The organism is Candidatus Accumulibacter sp. ACC012, assembly GCF_907163155.1.
Taxonomy (GTDB): domain Bacteria; phylum Pseudomonadota; class Gammaproteobacteria; order Burkholderiales; family Rhodocyclaceae; genus Accumulibacter; species Accumulibacter delftensis.
The window spans coordinates 56,963-77,453 of record NZ_CAJQUC010000001.1; the positions used below are offsets into that span (position 1 = coordinate 56,963).

The 20,491-nt window shown below is 64.5% G+C and carries 18 protein-coding genes; 7 read left to right on the top strand and 11 right to left on the bottom strand.

Annotated elements, in window-relative coordinates; genetic code table 11:
• Positions 1 to 43 precede the first annotated feature (43 nt).
• Positions 44 to 2,929, bottom strand: a complete 2,886-nt coding sequence (locus tag QZ648_RS00275; protein ID WP_169065330.1) for an adenosylcobalamin-dependent ribonucleoside-diphosphate reductase — start codon at positions 2,927 to 2,929, stop codon at positions 44 to 46.
• Positions 2,930 to 3,397: 468 nt separating this feature from the next.
• Positions 3,398 to 4,816, bottom strand: a complete 1,419-nt coding sequence (locus QZ648_RS00280; protein ID WP_169065331.1) for a bifunctional enoyl-CoA hydratase/phosphate acetyltransferase — start codon at positions 4,814 to 4,816, stop codon at positions 3,398 to 3,400.
• A gap of 212 nt (positions 4,817 to 5,028) precedes the next feature.
• On the opposite strand from QZ648_RS00280, the gene QZ648_RS00285 reads away from it, so the two are divergent.
• From QZ648_RS00285 to crcB, 6 genes are all read left to right on the top strand, one after another.
• On the top strand, positions 5,029 to 6,882 hold the full coding sequence (locus QZ648_RS00285) for an NAD(P)H-dependent oxidoreductase subunit E (RefSeq protein WP_291995781.1): 1,854 nt from the start codon (positions 5,029 to 5,031) through the stop codon (positions 6,880 to 6,882).
• On the top strand, positions 6,879 to 7,607 hold the full coding sequence (locus QZ648_RS00290; protein ID WP_169065333.1) for a 2Fe-2S iron-sulfur cluster-binding protein: 729 nt from the start codon (positions 6,879 to 6,881) through the stop codon (positions 7,605 to 7,607). The genes QZ648_RS00285 and QZ648_RS00290 overlap by 4 nt, the downstream gene beginning before the upstream one ends.
• A gap of 1 nt (position 7,608) precedes the next feature.
• Entirely contained in the window at positions 7,609 to 8,175 is a 567-nt protein-coding gene (locus tag QZ648_RS00295; protein ID WP_169065334.1) for an NADP oxidoreductase, read from the top strand.
• A 10-nt stretch (positions 8,176 to 8,185) separates the two neighbouring features.
• Entirely contained in the window at positions 8,186 to 9,679 is a 1,494-nt protein-coding gene (locus QZ648_RS00300; protein ID WP_169065335.1) for a Ni/Fe hydrogenase subunit alpha, read from the top strand.
• A 19-nt stretch (positions 9,680 to 9,698) separates the two neighbouring features.
• Positions 9,699 to 10,199, top strand: a complete 501-nt coding sequence (locus QZ648_RS00305) for a hydrogenase maturation protease (protein WP_291995782.1) — start codon at positions 9,699 to 9,701, stop codon at positions 10,197 to 10,199.
• A gap of 189 nt (positions 10,200 to 10,388) precedes the next feature.
• Positions 10,389 to 10,775, top strand: coding sequence for a fluoride efflux transporter CrcB (gene crcB / locus QZ648_RS00310; protein WP_169065337.1), 387 nt, complete (start codon positions 10,389 to 10,391; stop codon positions 10,773 to 10,775).
• Positions 10,776 to 10,860: 85 nt separating this feature from the next.
• On the opposite strand, the gene QZ648_RS00315 is transcribed toward crcB, so the two are convergent.
• From QZ648_RS00315 to QZ648_RS00335, 5 genes are all read right to left on the bottom strand, one after another.
• Positions 10,861 to 11,841 carry a DMT family transporter gene (locus QZ648_RS00315; RefSeq protein ID WP_291995783.1) on the bottom strand — a complete coding sequence of 327 codons (981 nt, stop codon included), beginning with the start codon at positions 11,839 to 11,841 and terminating at the stop codon, positions 10,861 to 10,863.
• 24 nt (positions 11,842 to 11,865) lie between these two features.
• Entirely contained in the window at positions 11,866 to 12,327 is a 462-nt protein-coding gene (locus QZ648_RS00320; protein ID WP_169065338.1) for an SCP2 sterol-binding domain-containing protein, read from the bottom strand.
• A gap of 97 nt (positions 12,328 to 12,424) precedes the next feature.
• The gene (locus QZ648_RS00325; protein WP_291995784.1) at positions 12,425 to 13,360 is read right to left on the bottom strand and encodes a U32 family peptidase; all 936 of its coding nucleotides are present in this window, start codon (positions 13,358 to 13,360) and stop codon (positions 12,425 to 12,427) included.
• Between the two features lie 234 nt (positions 13,361 to 13,594).
• Positions 13,595 to 14,608, bottom strand: coding sequence for a peptidase U32 family protein (locus tag QZ648_RS00330; RefSeq protein ID WP_291995785.1), 1,014 nt, complete (start codon positions 14,606 to 14,608; stop codon positions 13,595 to 13,597).
• Between the two features lie 97 nt (positions 14,609 to 14,705).
• Positions 14,706 to 15,512 (bottom strand): helical backbone metal receptor, encoded by an 807-nt coding sequence (locus QZ648_RS00335; RefSeq protein WP_291995786.1) that lies wholly within the window; start codon positions 15,510 to 15,512, stop codon positions 14,706 to 14,708.
• Positions 15,513 to 15,549: 37 nt separating this feature from the next.
• Between QZ648_RS00335 and QZ648_RS00340 the strand changes: the two genes are divergently transcribed.
• Positions 15,550 to 16,275, top strand: coding sequence for an SDR family NAD(P)-dependent oxidoreductase (locus QZ648_RS00340; protein WP_169065340.1), 726 nt, complete (start codon positions 15,550 to 15,552; stop codon positions 16,273 to 16,275).
• Positions 16,276 to 16,315: 40 nt separating this feature from the next.
• On the opposite strand, the gene QZ648_RS00345 is transcribed toward QZ648_RS00340, so the two are convergent.
• From QZ648_RS00345 to argS, 4 genes are all read right to left on the bottom strand, one after another.
• Positions 16,316 to 17,095 carry an SDR family oxidoreductase gene (locus QZ648_RS00345; protein ID WP_291995787.1) on the bottom strand — a complete coding sequence of 260 codons (780 nt, stop codon included), beginning with the start codon at positions 17,093 to 17,095 and terminating at the stop codon, positions 16,316 to 16,318.
• 34 nt (positions 17,096 to 17,129) lie between these two features.
• Positions 17,130 to 17,777, bottom strand: coding sequence for a thiol:disulfide interchange protein DsbA/DsbL (locus tag QZ648_RS00350; protein ID WP_291995788.1), 648 nt, complete (start codon positions 17,775 to 17,777; stop codon positions 17,130 to 17,132).
• A gap of 66 nt (positions 17,778 to 17,843) precedes the next feature.
• Positions 17,844 to 18,578, bottom strand: coding sequence for an SPOR domain-containing protein (locus QZ648_RS00355; RefSeq protein WP_291995789.1), 735 nt, complete (start codon positions 18,576 to 18,578; stop codon positions 17,844 to 17,846).
• A 30-nt stretch (positions 18,579 to 18,608) separates the two neighbouring features.
• On the bottom strand, positions 18,609 to 20,393 hold the full coding sequence (gene argS / locus QZ648_RS00360; protein ID WP_291995790.1) for an arginine--tRNA ligase: 1,785 nt from the start codon (positions 20,391 to 20,393) through the stop codon (positions 18,609 to 18,611).
• Between the last annotated feature and the right edge of the window lie 98 nt (positions 20,394 to 20,491).

Consider the following 20,491-nt stretch of genomic DNA (forward strand, 5'->3'; position numbering starts at 1 on the left):
GCGGGCAGGGCGTCAGACGTGCCCCCAGCCGCACCCGCCAACCTCACCCGCAACTCCCCACCGCCCCACAAGCCGTACAAAAATCGCAGCCATCCTTCCTGATCATCGTCCGGTTGCCGCATTCCCCGCACAGCTTCCCGGCCGTCGGCTTCGCAGCCGTCCCGCCCGCCGGCGCTTCGAGAATCCCCATCTGCTGCAATGGCAGGCCGTTCTCGTCGAGGATGCCGAGCATCGCGTAGCGGTGGATGATCAGTTGCGCCAGATAGGCGACGGTGGAGGTGTAGTTGGTCTGGCGACGGGTGCCGGGGACGAAGGCCATGAAGTCGCCGAGGGGCTCGGGGTAGTCGAGCAGCTTTCTGAGCTTCATGCCGATCCAGGCCGGGTCTACGACGCGCATGTCGAGCGAGAGCAGCTTGGTCAGGCCGTCGAGGGCGCGCGGGTAGTTGCCGGCGAGCCATACCGAGTAGGGGCGGGTGACGCCGTCGGGGAGGGTGATCTCCTTGAGGCCGAGGACGAAGTCTTCGCCGGTGGCCGGGTTGAAGACATCGACGGTCCAGGAGAGGGTTCCGTCGGTGCCGGTCTTTGGCTCCTTGAGGCTGAACATGGCGTCGAGTACGGGCGTCGGGCCGTCGTGGTTGAAGGCGCCGATTTTCTCGACGCGGTGCTGGATCAGTTGCGCGACGGCGGCGACCACCGAGGGCATGCGCTTGCGCTCGCCATGCGGCGGGAAAGCCATCTCGAAGCCTTCGTCGCCGGGGGTCTTGGCCAGGGATTCGAGCTTCAGCGCCAGCCAGCCGTGGTCGTTGGCGCGCATGTCCATGGACAGGGTCTTGGCGACGGCGCCGAGGCCGCGCGGCTGCTCGGGGCCATTGACCCAGACTTCGAAAGGCCACTTGCGACCTTCCTGGTCGACGTGACCGACGAAGAGCGCGAACTTGCCGTGCATGTGCTCGATCATGTAGGTCCAGGCCATGTTTCCTTCCGGCAGGTTCGGGCGGTTCGGCCAGCGCAGGCTGGCCAGCACCGGCGCCGGCAGGGTCTTGATCGACAGGCGGCGGTTGGCGTCGCCGCTGACGAAGTCCTGCGGCTGCTTTTTCTCTTCGGCCTGTTTCTTCGATTCGACCGAGAGCACCGAGCCCATGACGCTGTTCGGACGATAGGTAGCCAGGCCCTTGAGGCCGGCTTTCCAGGCGCTCATGTAGAGGCCCTGGAATTCCTCGTAGGGGTAGTCGGCGGGGACGTTGACCGTCTTCGAGATCGAGGTGTCGATGTACGGGGCGACGGCGGCGACCATGTCCTTGTGCGCCTTGGCCGAGATTTCCAGCGCCGTGACGAAGTAGTCGGGCAGTTTCTCAACGTCGCCGCCGAGGTGCTTGTAGAGCCGCCAGGCGTAGTCTTCGACGGCGTATTCCTTGAGCGTGCCGTCGGCCATGCGCTTCTTGCGGCTGTAGGTCCAGGAGAACGGCGGTTCGATGCCGTTCGAGGCATTGTCGGCGAAGGCCAGCGAAATCGTGCCGGTGGGTGCGATCGACAACAGGTGCGAGTTGCGCAGGCCGTGCTTGCGGATCTGGCTCTTGATGTCGTTCGGCAGTCGTGAGGCGAAGTTGCCGCCGGAGAGATAGAGTTCGGCGTTGAACAGCGGGAAGTGGCCGCGCTCCCTGGCCAGCTCGACCGACGCCAGGTAGGCGCTGTCGCGCATGTATTCGGATATGCGCGCACCCATCGCCGTCGCTTCGGGGCGATCGTAGCGCAGGCGCAGCATGCACAGGGCGTCGCCGAGGCCGGTGAAGCCGAGGCCGACGCGGCGCTTGTTGTTGGCTTCGTCGCGCTGCCGTTCGAGCGGCCAGGCGGTGACGTCGAGGACGTTGTCGAGCATGCGCGTGGATACCTTGACCACTTCGCCGAAAGCGGTAAAGTCGAACTCGGCGCGCTGGCTGAAAGCGTCCTTGACGAAGGGCGTCAGGTTGATCGACCCCAGGCAGCAGCAGCCGTACGGCGGCAGCGGCTGTTCGGCGCAGGGGTTGGTGGCCTCGATCACTTCGCAGTAGTAGAGGTTGTTGTCCTTGTTCATGCGGTCGAGGAAGAGGATGCCCGGCTCGGCGTGGTCGTAGGTCGACTTCATCACCTGGTCCCACAGGTCGCGGGCGCGCACGCGGCGGTAAACCCAGATGCCGTCTTCGCGCTGGAAGGCGCCGGCACGTTTCATGTCGCTGTTCGGCTCGGCGCGGTGTGAGAGTTCGACTTCGGCGTCGGCTTCGACGGCTTCCATGAAGCCGTCGGTGACGGCGATCGAGACGTTGAAGTTGGAGAGGTCGCCGTGGTCCTTGGCGTGGATGAAGACTTCGATATCGGGGTGGTCGCAGCGCAGCACACCCATCTGGGCGCCGCGGCGGGCGCCGGCCGATTCGACGGTTTCGCAGGAGCGGTCGAAGACGCGCATGTAGGAGACCGGACCGGAAGCGCGCGATTGCGTGCCCTTGACCAGCGCGCCCATCGGCCGGATCGACGAGAAGTCGTAACCGACGCCGCCGCCGCGGCGCATGGTTTCGGCGGCCTCGGCGAGCGCGCTGTAGATGCCCGGCTTGCCATCGACGATTTCCACCACCGAATCGCCGATCGGCTGCACGAAGCAGTTGATCAGCGTTGCCGCCAGCGTCGTGCCGGCGGCCGAGTTGATGCGTCCGGCCGGGACGAAGCCGGTTTCCTGCGCCCACAGAAAACGCTCTTCCCAGTGCGCGCGCTGCTTTTCGTCCTCGTTGGCGGCGAGTGCGCGGGCGACGCGGCGACGCACGTCATGGACCGAGGTTTCCTTGCCCTTGGCGTACTTTTCGACCAGCACCTCGACGGAGATTTCCTGCTCGGCAAGCGGCGTGATGGCGGGTGCCTCGTCGACGGCTGACAGGGGTAGCTGGTGTTCAAGCTGGCTCATGGGTAATTCCTCCGGTGTTTTTTTGTGTGGGCGTGTTGACGACTTGTGTGGTCGATTGTTCTTGCGGGTGCTACGTTTCTCGGACAGGCGATTCATGAGGCGAGCCTATTGACGCGGGCTGGCTGGCGTCGGCTTTGGCTCCTTTGCGGCTACGAGTGCAATAGTGCAAAGCTACTGTATGTAGTGTGCAAAGGCAATATCTTGACTAAATGTAGTTTTTGCGCCGTGGCTTTCCGGGGCGCGGGAAAAGCCGTGAAATCACGGCCTTGCGGAAGTCCAGGGCGGCAGAATTTTTTTTCGGCTGTGCTGCGGGCAGCGTCGGCAGCCGCAATGCCGCGGCCGTGAGCGTAGCCAGGCGGAGCGGCACGGCGAAGAGCACACGAGGGGCGGGGAGAAAGATGTACTACGTCGCAGCGCAGCGGCCGAGGCGAGAGAAGCCCGCCCCGGCCAAGCGTGCGGCAGGTGGTTTCAGGTGCTCGCCTGCTTGGCGCGCGCGGCGTGCGCCATCAGTGCGGCGATGACGCAGGAGGCGATGCGCGTTTCGGAGGTATCGGCGCGGCTGGTGAGGACGATTGGCACGCTCGCACCGAGGACGATGCCGGCGCTCAAGGCGTTGGCCAGGTATTCGAGCTGCTTGGCGATCATGTTGCCCGATTCGAGGTCGGGAACGACCAGTATGTCGGCGCGACCGGCGACCGCCGAGACGATGCCCTTGGTCTTGGCGGCGACCAGAGAAACAGCGTTATCGAAAGCCAGCGGGCCATCGACCAGGCCGCCCCTGATCTGGCCGCGGTCGGCCATTTTGCACAGTGCGGCGGCGTCGAGGGTGGACTGGATCTTGTCGCTGACTGTTTCCACCGCCGAGAGAATCGCCACCTTGGGTTCGGGCGTGCCGATGATGTGCGCCAGGTCGATGGCGTTCTGCACGATATCGACTTTCTCCATCAGCGTCGGCGCGATGTTGATCGCGGCGTCGGTGATCATGATCGGCCGTGGATAGGTGGGAACGTCCATCAGGAAAACGTGGCTGATACGCCGGCCGGTGCGCAGACCCGAACGGCTGGAGATGACTTCGGCCATCAGTTCGTCGGTATGCAGGCTGCCTTTCATGAGTGCTTCGGCGTCACCGCTGCGAATCAGGGTCACCGCCATCGCCGCCGATTCGTGGCTGTGCTTGCAGTTCACGATGCGGTAGTCCTTGAGGTCCAGGCCATTTTCCTCGGCGACGGCGCGGATGCGCTGCTCGGGTCCGATCAGGATGGGGTCGATGAGCCTGGCTTCGGCGGCCAGCAGCGCGCCCTTGAGCGATTCGCGATCGCAGGGGTGCACCACCGCCATGTCGATCGGTGCCAGGCCCTCGGCGCGCGACACCAGGGTCTGCAGGCGCGCGTATTTGTCCGAAATGGTGATTTCCGGCATCGCCTTGCGCTTGGTGATGATTTTTTCGCGCGGCGCCAGAACTTCGGCACTGCCCGAGACGACCAGCAGCTGGTCCTGGTTGTGGCAGTTGCAGTCAAGCAGGATGTGCCGGTTGCGGGCGAATTTCTGGCCGACGGTGACGGTTACCGTGAGCGTGTCGCCGATCGCCACCGGCCGCGCGAAATGCAGCGACGATTCGACCATCACTGTCCCCGGGCCAGGGAATTGCGTGCCGAGCATGGTCGACAGCAGCGAGGCGCACCACATGCCGTGCGCGATGAAGTCCTGGAAAACGCCGCTGTGACTGAAATCGGCGTTGGCCAGTGCCGGATTCATGTCGCCCGACATCAGCGCGAACAGCTTGACGTCTTCCGGGCGCAGCGTACGTACCAGCGACGAGCTGTCACCGACGTTGATTTCGTCGTAGGTTCGGCTTTCGAGGAATTCCAGGGGGGTTTCGAAGTGCATGGTGGTGCTCCCAAGGGGACTGATCAGCGCGCATTATGCTGCAACGCAGCACGAAAATGTAGAGCGATTTATGGCGCGTAGCGAGATGGCAGTCCAGTGGCCTTTTGCCTGATGGCCGTCACGCTTGTTGACCTGCATCAGCACCTGCCGCCGTCGGAGGCTCTAGGCTTGGCCAGGAAATCGGCAAGGGCGCTGTCGTACTGGAGACGGTGATGAGCAAGGAATGCTTTGACGCGGAACGACTTGAGGAGCTGCTACGGCCGGTCGTCGACCGCCACAAGGGTGATCCACTGCGGCTGGTGCAGATCCTGCGCGAGGCGCAGGAAGTCGTCGGCCATCTGCCGGCGGCCTTGCTGACCGCCATTGCCCGGGCGCTCAAGTTGCCGCGGGCGCAGGTTGAAGGCGTTGCCGGTTTCTACTCCTTCTTCCATCTGACGCCGCCCGGCCGCTACCGGGTGTTGTTCTCGGACAACATCACTGATCGCATGCTCGGCAGCGGCGAACTGCGCGATCGCCTGTGCAACAAGCTGTGGATCGAGCGCGGCAAGGTCTCCGAGGACGGCCTGCTCAGCGTCGACACCACCTCGTGTACCGGCATGTGCGATCAGGGGCCGGCGCTGCTGCTCAATGGCCAGCCGCTGACCCGCCTCTCGGGCGAACGCATAGACCGTATCAGCGAGCTGATTCGCGCCCAGGTGCCGCTGGGCGACTGGCCGGCCGAGTACTTTCGGGTGGCGGACAACATCCGTCGCCGCGATACCCTGCTCTCTGCCGAGTGGGCCGCCGGCGAAGCGCTGCGGGCGGCGATTGCCCGCGGCAGCGAAGCGATGCTTGCCGAAATGAAGCTTTCGAATCTGCGCGGGCGTGGCGGCGCCGGTTTCACCACCGCCATCAAATGGGAGTCGGCGCGTCGCGCCGAATGCCATGCCGAGGCAGACGGTCAGGCCGGTGCGCGCTACGTCGTCTGCAACGCCGACGAGGGCGAGCCCGGCACTTTCAAGGATCGCGTGCTGCTCAGCAGCTATGCCGACCTGGTCTTCGATGGCATGAGCGTTGCCGGTTTCGCCATTGGTGCCAGTAAGGGCCTGCTCTATCTGCGTGGCGAGTACGCCTATTTGCTGCCGGCGCTGCGCGAGAATCTCGAGCGGCGCCGACGTAGCGGCCTGCTCGGCCGCGCCCTGTGCGATCAGGCCGGCCTGGACTTCGAGATCGACATCCATCTCGGTGCCGGCGCCTACGTCTGCGGCGAGGAAAGCGCGCTACTCGAGTCGCTCGAAGGCAAGCGCGGGATCCCGCGCATTCGCCCGCCGTTCCCGGTCACCGCCGGCTATCGCGGTCAGCCGACGGTGGTGAACAACGTCGAGACGCTGTGCAAGGCGGCGCTGATCGCCATCCGGGGCGGTGCCTGGTTTGCCGGTCTCGGCACCAAGCAATCGACCGGTAGCAAGCTGCTGTCGATTGCGGGTGATGTCGAGAGGCCGGGGATCTACGAGTACCCCTTCGGCGTTTCGGTGGAGCAGGTGCTCCAGGACTGCGGTGCCGGCAATGCGCAGGCGGTGCAGGTCAGCGGACCTTCGGGCGTTTGTCTGGCAATGCACGAATTTTCGCGCAGCATCGCTTTCGAGGATGTGCCGACGGCGGGCGCCTTCATGGTCTTCGGGACGCATCGCGACATGTTCGAAGTGGCGCGCAATTTTGCGCATTTTTTTAAACACGAAAGCTGTGGCTTCTGCACGCCCTGCCGGGTTGGTACGTCGCTGGTCGCCAACTGCATGGACAAGATCGGCAAGGGCCTGGGCACGCAGTACGAGATCAACCAGATCTTCAGGATTCATCGCCTGCTGCATGCGGCCAGCCATTGCGGCCTCGGTCAGGCAGCGTGCAACCCGCTCTTCGATACCCTGCAGAAGTTTCGTCCGGCCTACGAGCGGCGGCTGTGCTCGCTCGACTTCGAGCCGGCTTTCGACCTCGATCAGGCGCTGGCGGCGGCGCGCCAGATGACCGGTCGTGACGACCCGGCGGCACATTTCGGTCTCGCCGCCAGACTTCCGGGAGTGGCCCCATGAACCAGCCCAGTATCCTCCTCGACGGTCTGCCGGTGCCTTTCGTCGACGGGCAGACGATCATGGACGCGGCGATGGCCGCCGACATCTTCATTCCGCACCTTTGCCATCATCCCGAGTTCAAGCCGCAGGGCAGTTGCAAGCTGTGCACGGTCAAGGCCAACGGGCGCTACGTGTCGGCGTGCACCCTGCCGGCGCGCGACGGCATGGAGGTCGAGAACAACTCGCCGGATCTCAACGACAAGCGACGCACCTTGTTGCAGATGCTCTTCGTTGAAGGCAATCACTTCTGCCCTTCGTGCGAAAAAAGCGGCAACTGCATGCTGCAGGCGCTGGCCTACGAGCTGGAGATGCTCAGTCCGCACTTCGACCAGTTCTATCCCAACCGGCCGGTCGATGCGTCGCACCCGGAGGTGCTGCTCGATTTCAATCGCTGCATTCTCTGCGAGCTCTGCGTGCGGGCCAGTCGCGACCTTGACGGCAAGAGCGTCTTTTCGCTGTCCGGGCGCGGCATCACCAAGCACCTGATCGTCAATGCCGAGTCCGGGCGGCTGGCCGACACCGATTTTTCCTGGGCCGACACGGCGGCGCACGTCTGCCCGGTCGGCGTGATCCTCAAGAAGCGCAGCGGCTTCGCGGTGCCGATAGGCAAGCGCCGCTACGACGTCGAGCCGATCGCCAGGCAGGTCGAGCGCCTGGCGGCGCGTCGCGCCGATGAGGAGAGCTGAGATGGATGCTGGCGCAGGAAACACCGAAGTGCGCAGGAAAGTGCGTCTGGCGACCGCTTCGCTGGCCGGTTGTTTTGGCTGTCACATGTCCTTGCTGGACATCGACGAACGCCTCTTCGAGCTCCTCGAACGCGTCGATTTCGACCGCTCGCCGCTCACCGACATCAAGCACTGCGGTCCCTGCGACATCGGCCTGATCGAGGGCGGCATCTGCAATGCCGAAAACGTGCATGTGCTGCGCGAGTTTCGCCGCCACTGCAAGGTGCTCATCGCCGTCGGTGCCTGCGCGGTCAATGGCGGCCTGCCGGCGCAGCGCAATCATCTCGACCTCGGCCAGTGCCTGCAGGAGATCTACCTGACGGCGCCGGACATCGTCGGCGGCCAGATCCCCAACGACCCGGAACTGCCGCTGCCGCTCGACAAGGTGCATCCGATCCACGAGATCGTGCGCATCGATTACTTCATTCCCGGCTGCCCGCCGTCGGGCGACGCCCTCTGGAAGTTCCTGACCGATCTTCTCGAGGGGCGCACGCCGCGTCTCGGGCATCCACTGCTGCATTTCGACTGAGGGCGTCGCCATGCGCACAGGTACAGGAGCAGGCAGGAATTTCGAACTGGAAACCGCGTCCGCCGACGCAGGCGCACTGCGCCGCGTCGCCATTGACCCGGTGTCGCGAGTCGAGGGACATGGCAAGGTGACACTGCTGCTCGACGACAAGGACCAGGTGCAGCAGGTGCGCCTGCACATCGTCGAATTCCGCGGTTTCGAGAAATTCATCCAGGGCCGGCCGTACTGGGAAGTGCCGGTGATGGTGCAGCGTCTGTGCGGCATTTGTCCGGTATCGCATCATCTGGCGGCCGCCAAGGCGCTCGATCATGTCGTCGGCGCCAGCCGCCTGACGGCGAGCGCCGAGAAGCTGCGCCGGCTGATGCACTATGGGCAGATCCTGCAGTCGCATGCCCTGCACTTCTTTCACCTCTCGTCACCGGACCTGCTCTTCGGCTTCGAGAGCGAGGCCGGCCGGCGCAACATCGTCGGTGTCGCCGCGGCCTTCCCTGAAGTCGCCCGGCAAGGGGTGTTGTTGCGCAAGTTTGGCCAGGAGGTGATTCGCCTGACCGCCGGCAAGCGGGTGCATGGTACCGGCGCGATTCCGGGTGGCGTCAATCGCGCGCTGAGCCGCGAGGACCGCGACGGCCTGCTCGCCGACATCGGCCAGATCGTCGGCTGGAGCCGCGATGCGGTGCAGCTGGTCAAGCGTCTGCACGCCGCCGACCCGGCGCTCTACGACGTTTTCGGCGCTTTCCGCTCGAACATCCTGTCGCTGGTCGGCGCCGCCGGCGCGCTTGACTTCTACGACGGTCAGTTGCGCGTTCGTGACGCCGACGGCGGCATTTTCGTTGACGGCTTCGACGCACAGAACTATCACCAGCTGATTCGCGAGGAAGTCAAAGCCTGGAGCTACATGAAGTTTCCCTTCCTCCTGGCGCTTGGCCCCGAGCAGGGCTGGTACAAGGTCGGGCCGCTGGCGCGGGTGCAGAATTGCGACTTCATTCCGACCCCGTTCGCCGAAGTCGAGCGCCGCGAGTTCATCGACTACGGCCAGGGCAAGCCGGTGCACGCGCCGCTGGCCTATCACTGGGCACGCATGATTGAACTGTTGCACGCCGCCGAGACGATCGCCGAACTGCTTCACGACGACGATCTGTCGGGCAGCGACTTGATCACCGCTGGCCAGCGCAAGCGCGAAGGGATTGGCGTTATCGAGGCGCCGCGCGGCACCTTGATCCACCACTATCAGGTCGATGACGACGATCTGGTCAGCAGTTGCAACCTGATCGTGTCGACGACCCACAATAATCAGCCGATGAACGAAGCGATCCGCCGGGTTGCGCGCCGCTACCTCAATGGGCGAGAGCTCACGGAAGGCCTGCTCAACCACATCGAAGTCGCCATCCGCGCCTTCGACCCCTGCCTGTCCTGCGCCACGCACGCGCTTGGCAAGATGCCGCTGCAACTCGAACTTCAGGATGCGGCGGGTGAAGTGGTCGGGCGCCTGCGCAGCGCTTCGTGAAGCACGCGGGGAGACGCCGATGTCGCTGCCTCCGGTCCTGATTCTCGCCTGCGGCAACCCCAGCCGCGGCGACGACGCGCTCGGGCCGCTGCTTCTCGAGCGTCTGCAAAACTGGCTGGACAGTGCTGGCCTGGCCGCCGGCTTCGATTTGATCGGCGACTTCCAGTTGCAGATCGAGCATGCGCTGGACCTCGTCGGCAGGCGGCTGGTGCTGTTCATCGACGCGGGTGAGCAGAGCGCGGCGCCTTTCGTCTTTCGTCAGGCGCGCGCTGCTGCTGGCCGCGATCTCGCCAACCCCGGCACGCATGCCCTGTCACCCGAGGCCGTGCTGGCGGTGCTGGCGCGCATCAATCACGCCGCGCCGCCGCCGGCTTTCGTGCTCTGCGTGCGCGCGGAGTGCTTCGCCTTGGGCGCGGGCTTGAGCCCTGCGGCGAGCAGCCATGCCGAGTGTGCGTTTGAACTCTTGCAAGCCTTGTGTCGGGTCGCCAAGCTTGAGGCCTGGATGAGTCAGCTGACGTGAATAGGCGCCTGGCGGTGCTCGTTCAGCGCTTCAGTTCCGGGCTGCTGTTCCAGGCTGCTGTTGCTTGCCCGGGGAGCAGGGCCCAGCCGCCAACGGCCGCTTTTCGGCTTATCATGCCTGCTTTATCCGGGTTCGGTGCGCAGTGTTTCTTCCTTGCTCCGCATCGGCGATGCGTTTTCAGGGCAATGTATGTGGAAATCAGTTCTCGCCATTTCGATCGGCGCGGCGCTTGGCGCACTCCTGCGCTGGCAGCTTGGCATCCGGCTCAACAGCCTGTTTCCGACCATTCCGCCGGGCACGCTGGTCGCCAATCTGGTCGGCGCCTACCTGATCGGCCTGGCGGTCGCGTTCTTCACTTCGCTCTCGGCGATCTCGCCGGAATGGCGGCTGCTGATCATTACCGGTTTCTGTGGCGGGCTGACGACCTTCTCGGCCTTCTCGGTCGAACTCACGATGTTGCTGCAGCAGGGACGGACTTCCTGGGCGCTCGGCGCGGTGGCGGCACATGTGGTGGGTTCGGTGTTGATGACCTTCGCCGGCATCGCCACCGTCGCCTGGGCGCGCGCTGGGTCCTGATTGGCGGATCCTCCGGCCTTGCGATAGCCGCGGTCGGCAGGAGGCCGGTATCGCGTCGGCGGGTTGGTGCGCCGGTCCGCGGGAATCAGCCGCCGCGGAAGGCGCGCACGCCGAGGATGACGCCGCCGACCAGCAGGGCGATACCGATCAGTGCGGTGCTGCCGGGTAGCGCACCGCGCAGGATGAAAGCATAGGCGAAAGCGGCCAGGGTTTCGAAGACGATCAGTTGGCCGACGAGGGCGGCGGGCAGCAAGCGGCTGGCCCGATTCCAGAGCAGGGTGCCGAGCCACGAAGCGCAGAATCCGAGGATCAGCATCAGGCCGACGTAGCGCCCGGCGCTGGCGCCGAGCGGAAAATCGAAGCCGCCATGCGACTGGAAATACAGCCCGGCAGCGGCCATGCCAAGCAGCGCCAGCGGCAGTGTCGCCAGTCCCTGGGCGATGGCCCAGGTGCCGGAAGCCAGCGCAGGTCGTTGCTGCAACCAGCGCGAATTGCGCAGCGGGTACCAGGTCCAGGCCGCGACCGCCGCCAGGGCGAACAGCGTTCCCAGGAAGTAGTCCTGTGCGCTGTGGCGGTCGTCAAGGAGCGCCATCTCGTGGCGGTTCACCAAAGCGATACCTGTGGCGATGACCAGCAGCGACGGTAGCAGCCGGCGCCAGGGCAGCGCTGCGGCGCTGAAGTTGGCGACGATGGCGATGACGATCGGCAGGGTGCCGATGAGCATCGTCGGCAGCGGGGCGTCGGCGAGCTGGACGGCGGCCGACAGGAAGAGGTAGTAGAGGATGTTGCCGACCAGTGCCAGTTCGAAAGCTTTTTCCCAGTCCTGTCGCTGCAGGCTTTGCAGTCGTGGCCAGTCGGTGCAGGCCAGCAGCAGGGCAATCACCCCGAAGCTCAGATAGCGCCCGAAAGAAAGCATCGCCGGCGGATAGTCGGGCAGCATCAGCGGGACGACGAAAACGAGTCCCCAGAGCAGGCCGGCGCCGAGTGCGCAGCTCACCCCTTCGAGCAGGACGCGCCCGGCGGGCAGCGGCGGCCGGGCACGCGGCAAGCTGGCCTTGGCAGCCACGGTCAGCGCCGTCTGCTCAGCAGGCTAGGAGCGAAAAGCGGCCAGGCTGGGTAGCTGGGGCAGTTCGACGGCGTCGAGCATGTTCTTGATCACCAGGCCCAGTTCGGTGTCGCCGACGATCGACAGCTCGCGGCTGAAGAACAGGGTGTCCGGGTCCTCCTGGCGCGCCAGCAACTGCAGAAAAGCCGAGAGGTTGGCGCTGAACGACAGGTCGGGTGTTTCGGGTGACTTTGGCGCTTTCCACAACGGCCGGAACAGGCCGTCGCGGTAAGTGAAGCGTGCCTGCCCTCCGGCGTCGAGCACCTCAACCAGAAAGCTGCGCCCTTCGAGCAGTGCCAGACTGTCGTCGGGCAGCAGGCCGATCCTGGCGGCGGCATTCAGCCCCGTGGCCAGCGCCAGCGAGTGCGGCCACTGCGGCAGGCGCGTGCCGAGCGAAGCGACCAGCGCCGGTAGTTTGAAACGGGGTATTGAAAAACCCTGGCTCATGAACACACTCCTTAATGCGAAAGTCGCGTATGCGACTCACGAAACTCCCTTCTCCCGTCGCGGGAGAAGGGTCAGGGGAAGAGGGGGAAGGTCATGATCAGGGGTGTTTCGACCGCTCATGACCGTTCATTCCTACGTCCGCAGTCGGCTGATGGCACGCGATACCGGCGTCGCCGAACCAGTAGCCGTTGACCACGCCTTCACTGGCCCAGGTGCTGGTGTCGGGTGCTGGCTCTTGCCCGTTCCGGGCGGCGTCGAAAGCGGCGATGATGGCTGTCATGGCCTGCGGCTGTGGGCTGATGCGCAGCACCTCGACGCCCATCTTGAGCAGTTCCGGCACCTGTGGCAACAGATTGTAGGTCTGCGCGGACATCGTCTGGATGCCGTTGATGGCCAGAAATGGCTGTCCTTCGCGTGTGCGCAGGGTCATCCCCTCGGGATGATCGAGACACTTGAACTGGCAGTCGTCCTTGTTGAGACCGTAGTAGCGCGCCGTGAAGCAGCGCGCCGAGAAGGCCAGCGGCAGCTTGCCGAAAACGAAGACCTCGGTTTCGACGCCGGCCGGGCGGCTGCGGTGCAGCGTCTCGATCAGGCGGCGGTCCCCTTCGAGCGGCGGCACCCAGCGTTGCATGCCGTAGTGGGCATAGGTCGCCAGGGTGACTTCGTTGTAGATATTCAGGTGCGCTCCGGCGACAAAAGGGCTGCCGGCGGCGACATTCACTGCGCCGAGATCGTTGGCTTCGAGGCGGCAGCCGGGGATTTCGCCGAACTCGGCACAGAGGCGCCGCAGCATTTTCAGGTCGCCCTCGGATTCGAGCAGTGCCTGTGCGGAAAGGACGACTTCCTTGCCGGCGTCGGCGAGGTCGCGCGCCAGCGCCAGCCAGTCGGTGACGCGAATCTGCTGGCGCCGCGAGCAGACCACTTCACCGATGTAAATGATATCGATCGCCGGGTTGTGAGCCATTTCGGCGTAGAACTCGAAGACTTCGTGTTTTGGCCAGAAGTAGAGCAGCGGCCCAAGAGAGAGTTTCATGGTGTTCCTGGCCTTAATGTGAAAGTCGCGCAAGCGACTCACGAAACTCCCTTCTCCCCTTGCGGGAGAACGGGCAGGGGAAGAGGGAAACGGTCATGACTTTCATGATTTGGGGTGTCTCCACGTGTCATGACCGTTAATGTGAAAGTCGCGCGAGCGACTCACGAAACTCCTTTCTCCCCTTGTGGGAGAAAGGCCCGGAAAGAGGGGAAACGGTCATGACTTTTATGACCGCTAGCGCCACGGGCGGTTGTAGGCGCCAAGGGTGACCTGGCTGCCTTCGGAAACGTGCGCCAGCTCGGCCTGCCAGGCGGGTTTGACGTGGAAGTTGTCGGGATCTCTCGCCAGTTCGTCGAGCGCTGCGCGCAGGGCGCGCGTCACTTGCGCAACGTAGGCCGGGCTGCGCTGTCGTCCCTCGACCTTGATTGCTGCGACGCCGATGGCGGCAATCTCCGGCAGGACTTCAAGGACATTCAGGCTGGTCGGTTCTTCGAGCGCGTAATAGGTGTCGCCATTGACCTCGAAGCGTCCCTTGCACAGCGTCGGATAACCCGCCGGCTCGGCGTCGCCGAAGCGGTCGATGAGAATGCCGTTGAGGCGGGTGCTCATCTCGCCGGGCGACTTCTCCCACTTGACGTACTTCGCTGGCGAACAGGCGCCAACGGTATTCGGCGATTCGCCAGTCGCGTAGGAGGACAGCCAGCAGCGGCCTTCATTCATTACACACAGACTGCCGAAGCCGAAAACCTCGATTTCGACCGGTGTGTTGCGGATCACCGTCTCGACTTGCGCCAGCGTCAGCACGCGCGGCAGCACCGCGCGGCGGACACCGAATTCGCGCTGCGCAAAATTGACCGCTTCGTAGCTGGTCGCCGAACCCTGCACCGAGAGGTGCAGACGCAGCTCGGGGTGGCGGCGGCTGGCATAGTCGAGCAAGCCGACGTCGGCGAGGATCACCGCATCGACGCCGAGATCGGCCGCGCCATCGACAGCGCGCTGCCAATCGGCGGCGCGTCCGGGCTGGGCGAAAGTGTTGATCGCCATCAACACCTTGCGCTGCCGCGAATGGGCGTAGCGCAGTCCTTCGACCATCGCCTTGCGGTCGAAATTGAGGCCGGCGAAGTTGCGCGCGTTGGTGTCGTCGCGGAAGCCGAGGTAAACCGCGTCGGCGCCGTGGTCGACTGCGGCTTTTAGTGCCGGCAGGCTGCCAGCGGGGCAAATCAGTTCGGGAACGTGCGTGCACGACATGCGAAACCTCGGCGAAGCGGGTCAGTGAAGAGAACTGGCCAGTATAGTCAGGGCGGCCATCCGGCTCTTGATTCGGGTCAAGTTCGCAGCAATCGCCTTAGGCCAGGCGGGCACGCAGGCGGCGCAGATACGCCAGCCCGCGTATCGCCCGACTGCCATACCAGGAAACCATTTCACCGTCGATCAGCGTGGCGCGTGTGCTCGGCAGCTGCTCCGCCAGTTGGCGCAGGTGTTTTTCGCGAAACGGGTAGGGTTCGCTGGAAAGCAGTAGCCAATCCGCTTGCCCGGCCAGTGCCGGCAAATCGACTTCCGGGTAGCGCAGCGCGCTTTCGACCGGCAGGCTATCCCAGCCGGCGGCGGCCAGCATTTGCGAAATATAGGTGTCGCGGGCGACGCTGAGCCAGGGCTGCTGCCAGATCAGGTAGAGCACCTTTTGTCGCGGCAGGGTCGCGGTCTGTGCGCTCAGGGCCGCCGATTCGCGCTCGAAATCGGCCGCCAGTGCACGCGCCCGTGCTTCGACCTGCGGGTCGCGGCCGAAGATGCCGCCGAGCAACTGGTAAAGCGCGAGGTTGTCGCGTACCGCCAAGGGGTGGGTAACGATCACCTGCGGCACGAAGGCATGCAGGGCGGCGACTTCTTCGCGGCGGTTTTCGTCGATATTGACGAGCACGTGCGTTGGCGCCAGCGCGCGTAGTTTTTCGATCGCAAAACCCTTGGTGCCGCCAAGCTTCGGCAGCCGGCGAACGACATGTCGCGGATGGACGCAGAAGCCGGTGCGGCCAACGAGGTGCTCGGCGAGGCCAAGATCGACCAGCAGTTCGGTGAGGCTGGGCACCAGAGAGACGATTCGCGGCGTCTCCGCGTAGCGATCGTGTCGCTTGCCGATCGCGTCAGACCATTGCATGATTGGCGTTTTGAGGTGAGAGAATGGGGGGAGACAAATGCTAGCGCAAAAACTTGCCGTCGTTACCGGTGCCGCGCGTGGGCTTGGCCTGTCGGTGGCACGCGATTTGGCAGCGGCCGGATGCTGGGTCTTGATGGTTGGCCGCAATACCGAAGCGATCGAAGACGCGGCCCGGCAGCTGCGCGAGAGTGGCCACGACGTCTTTCCGCACACTGCTGACGTGACTGACGCCGGTGCCGTCGCGGCCCTCGCCGCCCGCCTGCGCCGCGAGTTCGGGCGCGTCGATATTCTCGTCAACAATGCCGGCGTGTTTCTCGAACGCAAAAACTTCGCACAGCCACAGGCCGGCAGCGTACTGGTTGTCGATGCGGAGATGGTCGCCGCCACCTACGCCTGCAACGCGCTGGGACCGCTGCGTCTGATTCAGGCAATTGTTCCTCTGATGCGCGAAAACGGCTACGGGCGCATCGTCAATGTTTCGTCGGGGATGGGGCAGTTGTCCGACATGGGCGGCTCCTGGCCCGGTTATCGAATGTCGAAAGCGGCGCTCAATGCCTTGACCTGCCTGACCGCTGCCGAACTCGCGGCGACTCCGATCAAGGTCAATTCGGTTTGCCCCGGCTGGTGTCAGACGGAGATGGGCGGCAAGGACGCCAGCCGTAGTGCCGATGAGGGGGCGAAAGGGATCGTCTGGGCCGCGCTCTTGCCTGACGACGGCCCGAGCGGTGGTTTCTTTCGCGATGGCCAGCCGATCGACTGGTAGGGCTGCGCGAGCTGCCAGCGGAGATGTGCTCGGTGGTCGCCTACTCGGCTGCGGCTTGTCGTGGTTTGCGTGGGGCAGCGACCATCAGCCGGTCATAGACAGCGTTCGGCAGCAGCCGTAGCAAACGGGCAAGGACGCCCATTTGCCAGGGAACGACGACATAGCTGCAACCCTTGGCGATGGCCCGCGCAAAGCGCGGTGCGGCGGCCTCGGCGGACATCAGGAAGGGCATCGGGAAGGGGTTGACAGCGGTCATCGGCGTGCTGATGTAGCCGGGAGAGAGTGTCACCACCTTGACTCCCGAAGCGCGCAGTTCGACACGCAGGCTTTCGAGATAAGCAATCACCGCCGCTTTCGAGGCGCTGTAGGCCTCGGATCCGGGCAGGCCGCGGATGCCGGCGACCGAGGCGATGCCGACCAGCCGCCCGCGACCGGCGCGGCGCATGGGGCCGATGAAAGGCGAGAAGGTCGCCGCCATTCCGAAGAAATTGGTGTCCATGATCCGGCGAATGGCATCCAGGTCTTCGGCGTGCTCGCTCAGCGTGCCCATCGAGATGCCGGCGTTGGCAATGACGATATCGGGAACGCCGCGATTGGCCATGAAGTCTTCGCCGGCGGCACGCAAGGCGGCAGCGTCGGTGACGTCAAGCGGGTAGCAATGGACCTGCCCTGGCCAGCGCGCGGCCAGCTGTTGCAGCGGTTCGGAGCGGCGCGCGCAAAGCCCGAGCTGCGCCCCTTGCGCGGCGTAGTAGTCGGCCAGTGCCTGGCCGATTCCCGACGAGGCACCGGTGATGAACAGCTTGGCGGGGGGCGCCGGCATGGCGGCTCCGCGGGCGCTCATCGCGCCTGCCGGCTCACTTCTTCGGCTTCTCGCTGCGCGCCTTGTCGATCACCTGCTCGGTCAAGGCCAGGAGATCGCCGTAGCCCTTGAGCTCCTTGCTGGAGACGAGATACTTGCCGTCTACGGCGAGAGCCGGAACTCCCTTTATCTTGTAGGCGTGCGCCATCTGATCCGCACGCTTGGCCTGGCTGAGAACTCCGAAGGAGTTGTAGCTGGCGGTGAACTTCGCCTCATCGATACCCTGTGCGCTCACCCAGGCGATGATGCTCTTGTCGTCGAAGAGGCGCTTGTTCTCCTGATGCAGGGCGCGGAATATGGCCGCATCGAGCTTGGCCAGTTCGCCGCTCGCTTCCAGCGCGTAATACAGCCGCGCCAGGCTGGCCCACTGTGGGCGTCCGAAGGAGATCGGGACGCGTTTGAAGACCACGTCGCTCGGCAAGCCTTTGGCCCACTTGCTGACCAGCGGGTCAAAGTCTGCGCAATGCGGGCAGCCGTAGGAGAAGAATTCGAGCACTTCGGTCTTGGCCGGATTGTCGGTGACCTGCGCCGGGACGATGGCCACGTAATCACGATCGGCCACCACTTCGGCGCGCGCCGGTAAGGCCATGGCCAGTACCACCAGGGCGATCACGGCCAAGCATCCACTGATGCGTCTTTGCATTGTCTTGTTCTCCTTCCTTGTTAGCGTCTCAGAGTGCTTGTGCGTCTGAGTGTTTGCGTAGCGGACTCAGTCCTTCTTGACGACACGGGCATCGATACCCTGCCTGGCCAACTCGCCACGCAGGATGCTGACTTCTTCCATGCGTGGGTAGGGACCCAGGCGAACGCGGTACCACACCTTGTCCTGCAGCATCACCTGTTGAATTCGTGCCTCAACGCCCATTAACGCCAGCCGAGCCTTCTGGTTGTCCGCTTCAGCCACATTCTGGAACGAGCCGGCTTGCAGGTAAATGGGCTTCTTGAGCAGCGCTTCCGCTTCGGCCTTCTTGTCTTCGGCCTTCTTGTCCTCGGCCTTCCTGTCTTCCGGCGGCCGAACGTCGATCGGCTTGATTTCGAGCGGTTTTCCCTCCAGCGGCGGGATGGTCGCCGGCAGGCGTTCGGTCACGCGGGGTACGCGCTGTGTCGGGTCGGGAATGGCTTCGGCGTTGCCGGGCAGGATCTTGTAGAAGTCAAAGCGCGGTTTTTCGGGGGTCGTCGAATCGCCAGGCTTACCAGGCAGTGCAACCGGTGCCGGGGGGACGGGCGCCGCTATTTCCGGCGTCGGTTCCGGGCGCGGCGCGTCGCTGACCGGTGACGGCAATTTCGCTTGCTGGCCGGTGGTGGTGAAAGGCAATGGCACTTTGTTGACGTACCAGACCACGCCAGCCACGGCAATGACGCCGACGACCAGGCCAATGAACAGTCCAAGCAGAGTGCCGCCGCCCGAGGTCTTGCGGGGAGGCGTTCTGCGGGGTTGTTTCATGTCTCGACTCATGACCGTTTGTTCCTTTGATTACATCGATTCAGGGCAGCTGACGCCGAGAATGGCCATACCGTTGCGAATCACTTGCCTGACCGCCGCCGCCAGCGCGATGCGCGCATCGCGCAGCGCGGGTTCATCAACCAGCATGCGTTCGGCGTTGTAGTAGCTGTGAAATTCGGCCGCCAGTTCCTTGAGATAGAAAGCGATCAGGTGCGGCGCCAGTTCGCTGGCGGCGGTCTCGACGGTCTCCGGGAATTCGCCCAGTCGGGCGGCGAGCGCCAGTTCATGGCTGCCATCGAGGCGGCCGAGATCGGTGCTGGCGAGCGTTTGCGGCTCGCCTCCCCACAGGGCCAGCAGCGAGCAGACGCGAGCATGCGCGTACTGAATGTAGTAGACCGGGTTCTCGTTGGACTGGCTCTTGGCCAGGTCGAGGTCGAAATCGAGGTGCTGGTCCGACTTGCGTAGAACGTAGAAGAAGCGGCAGGCGTCGTTGCCGACATCTTCGCGCAGGGTGCGCAGGGTTACGAACTCGCCGGAACGGGTGGACATCTGCGCCTTGCGGCCCGAGCGATAGAGCACTGCAAACTGAACCAGCGCCACATCCAGCGTGTCTGGATCGAGCCCGAGCGCCGCGAGGGCGCCTTTGACGCGCGGGATGTAGCCGTGATGGTCGGCACCCCAGACATTGATCAGCCGCTGGAAACCGCGGTCGTACTTGTTGAGGTGATAGGCGATATCCGACGCAAAGTAGGTGTACTGGCCATTTTCGCGTTGCACGACGCGATCTTTTTCGTCGCCAAAAGTGGTCGACCTGAACCAGCAGGCGCCGTCCTGTTGGTAGAGATGTCCGGCCTTGTCGAGTTGCTCGACGCAGCGGGCCACCAATCCGCTTGCGAACAGCGACTCTTCGGAAAACCAGACGTCAAAATGTACTCCCGACTCTTCGAGGTCGCTGCGGCAGTCGGCGAGCTGTTCGCTGAGCACGTAGTTGTGCACGTCTTTCCAGTCGCCGCCGAGCAGCTGCTTGGCATTCGCAATCAGGGCGTCGAGATGCGCTTCGCGCTGCTGCGCAGCTTCGGCGTCGGTGCGCGCGGAGTCGGGCAGGCCGGGCGTGCCGGCGATGGCGCTGGCTGCCGAACGCAGATAGCGCTCGCCCTGCGTGGCCAGCAACTGCCTGGCCATCTCTGTGACATAGGCGCCCTTGTAGGCGTTGCTCGGAAAAGGGATGGGCTCGCTGGCGTTGCTTCCGTGGTCGGCCAGTGCCAGATAGCGCAGCCAGGTCGACACGGCCAGAATGTCCATCTGCCGGCCGGCATCATTGACGTAGTATTCGCTGGTCACCTCCCAGCCGGCGCAGGCGAGCAGCTGGCAGAGGCTGCCTCCGTAGGCTGCGCCGCGGCCGTGGCCGACATGCAGCGGCCCGGTCGGGTTGGCGGAAACGAATTCGACGAGCACTTTCTTCCTGCCGCCGGCTGCCGAGCAGCCAAAGGACGGCCCGTCCTCGAGGACGCGGCGCACGGCTTCGAGCCGGGCAGTGGGGTGCAGGCGAAAGTTGATGAAGCCGGCGCCGGCGATTTCGGCGCTGCTGAGCAGTGCCGACTTCGGCAATTCGGCCAGCAGCAGCTGCGCCAGCTGGCGGGGATTGCGTTTCAGCGTGCGCGCCAGCTGCATGGCCAGGTTGCAGGAGAAATCGCCATGCGTGGCCTGCTTTGGCCTTTCGATGTGGATTTCGCTCGTAGCCACCTCGGCAGGCGCAACGCTGCGCAGTGCGGCACGCATCAGCTCGGCAAGGTGGGATTTCAGGTCTTGGCTCATCAGGGCGCGTCGGGTCGTGGATTCGGTTGAGCCGTCGATTATACGTTGCCAGGGCTCGAGCAGCGACGATAGCCGGCGCGATGAAGCTCGTTTCTGTG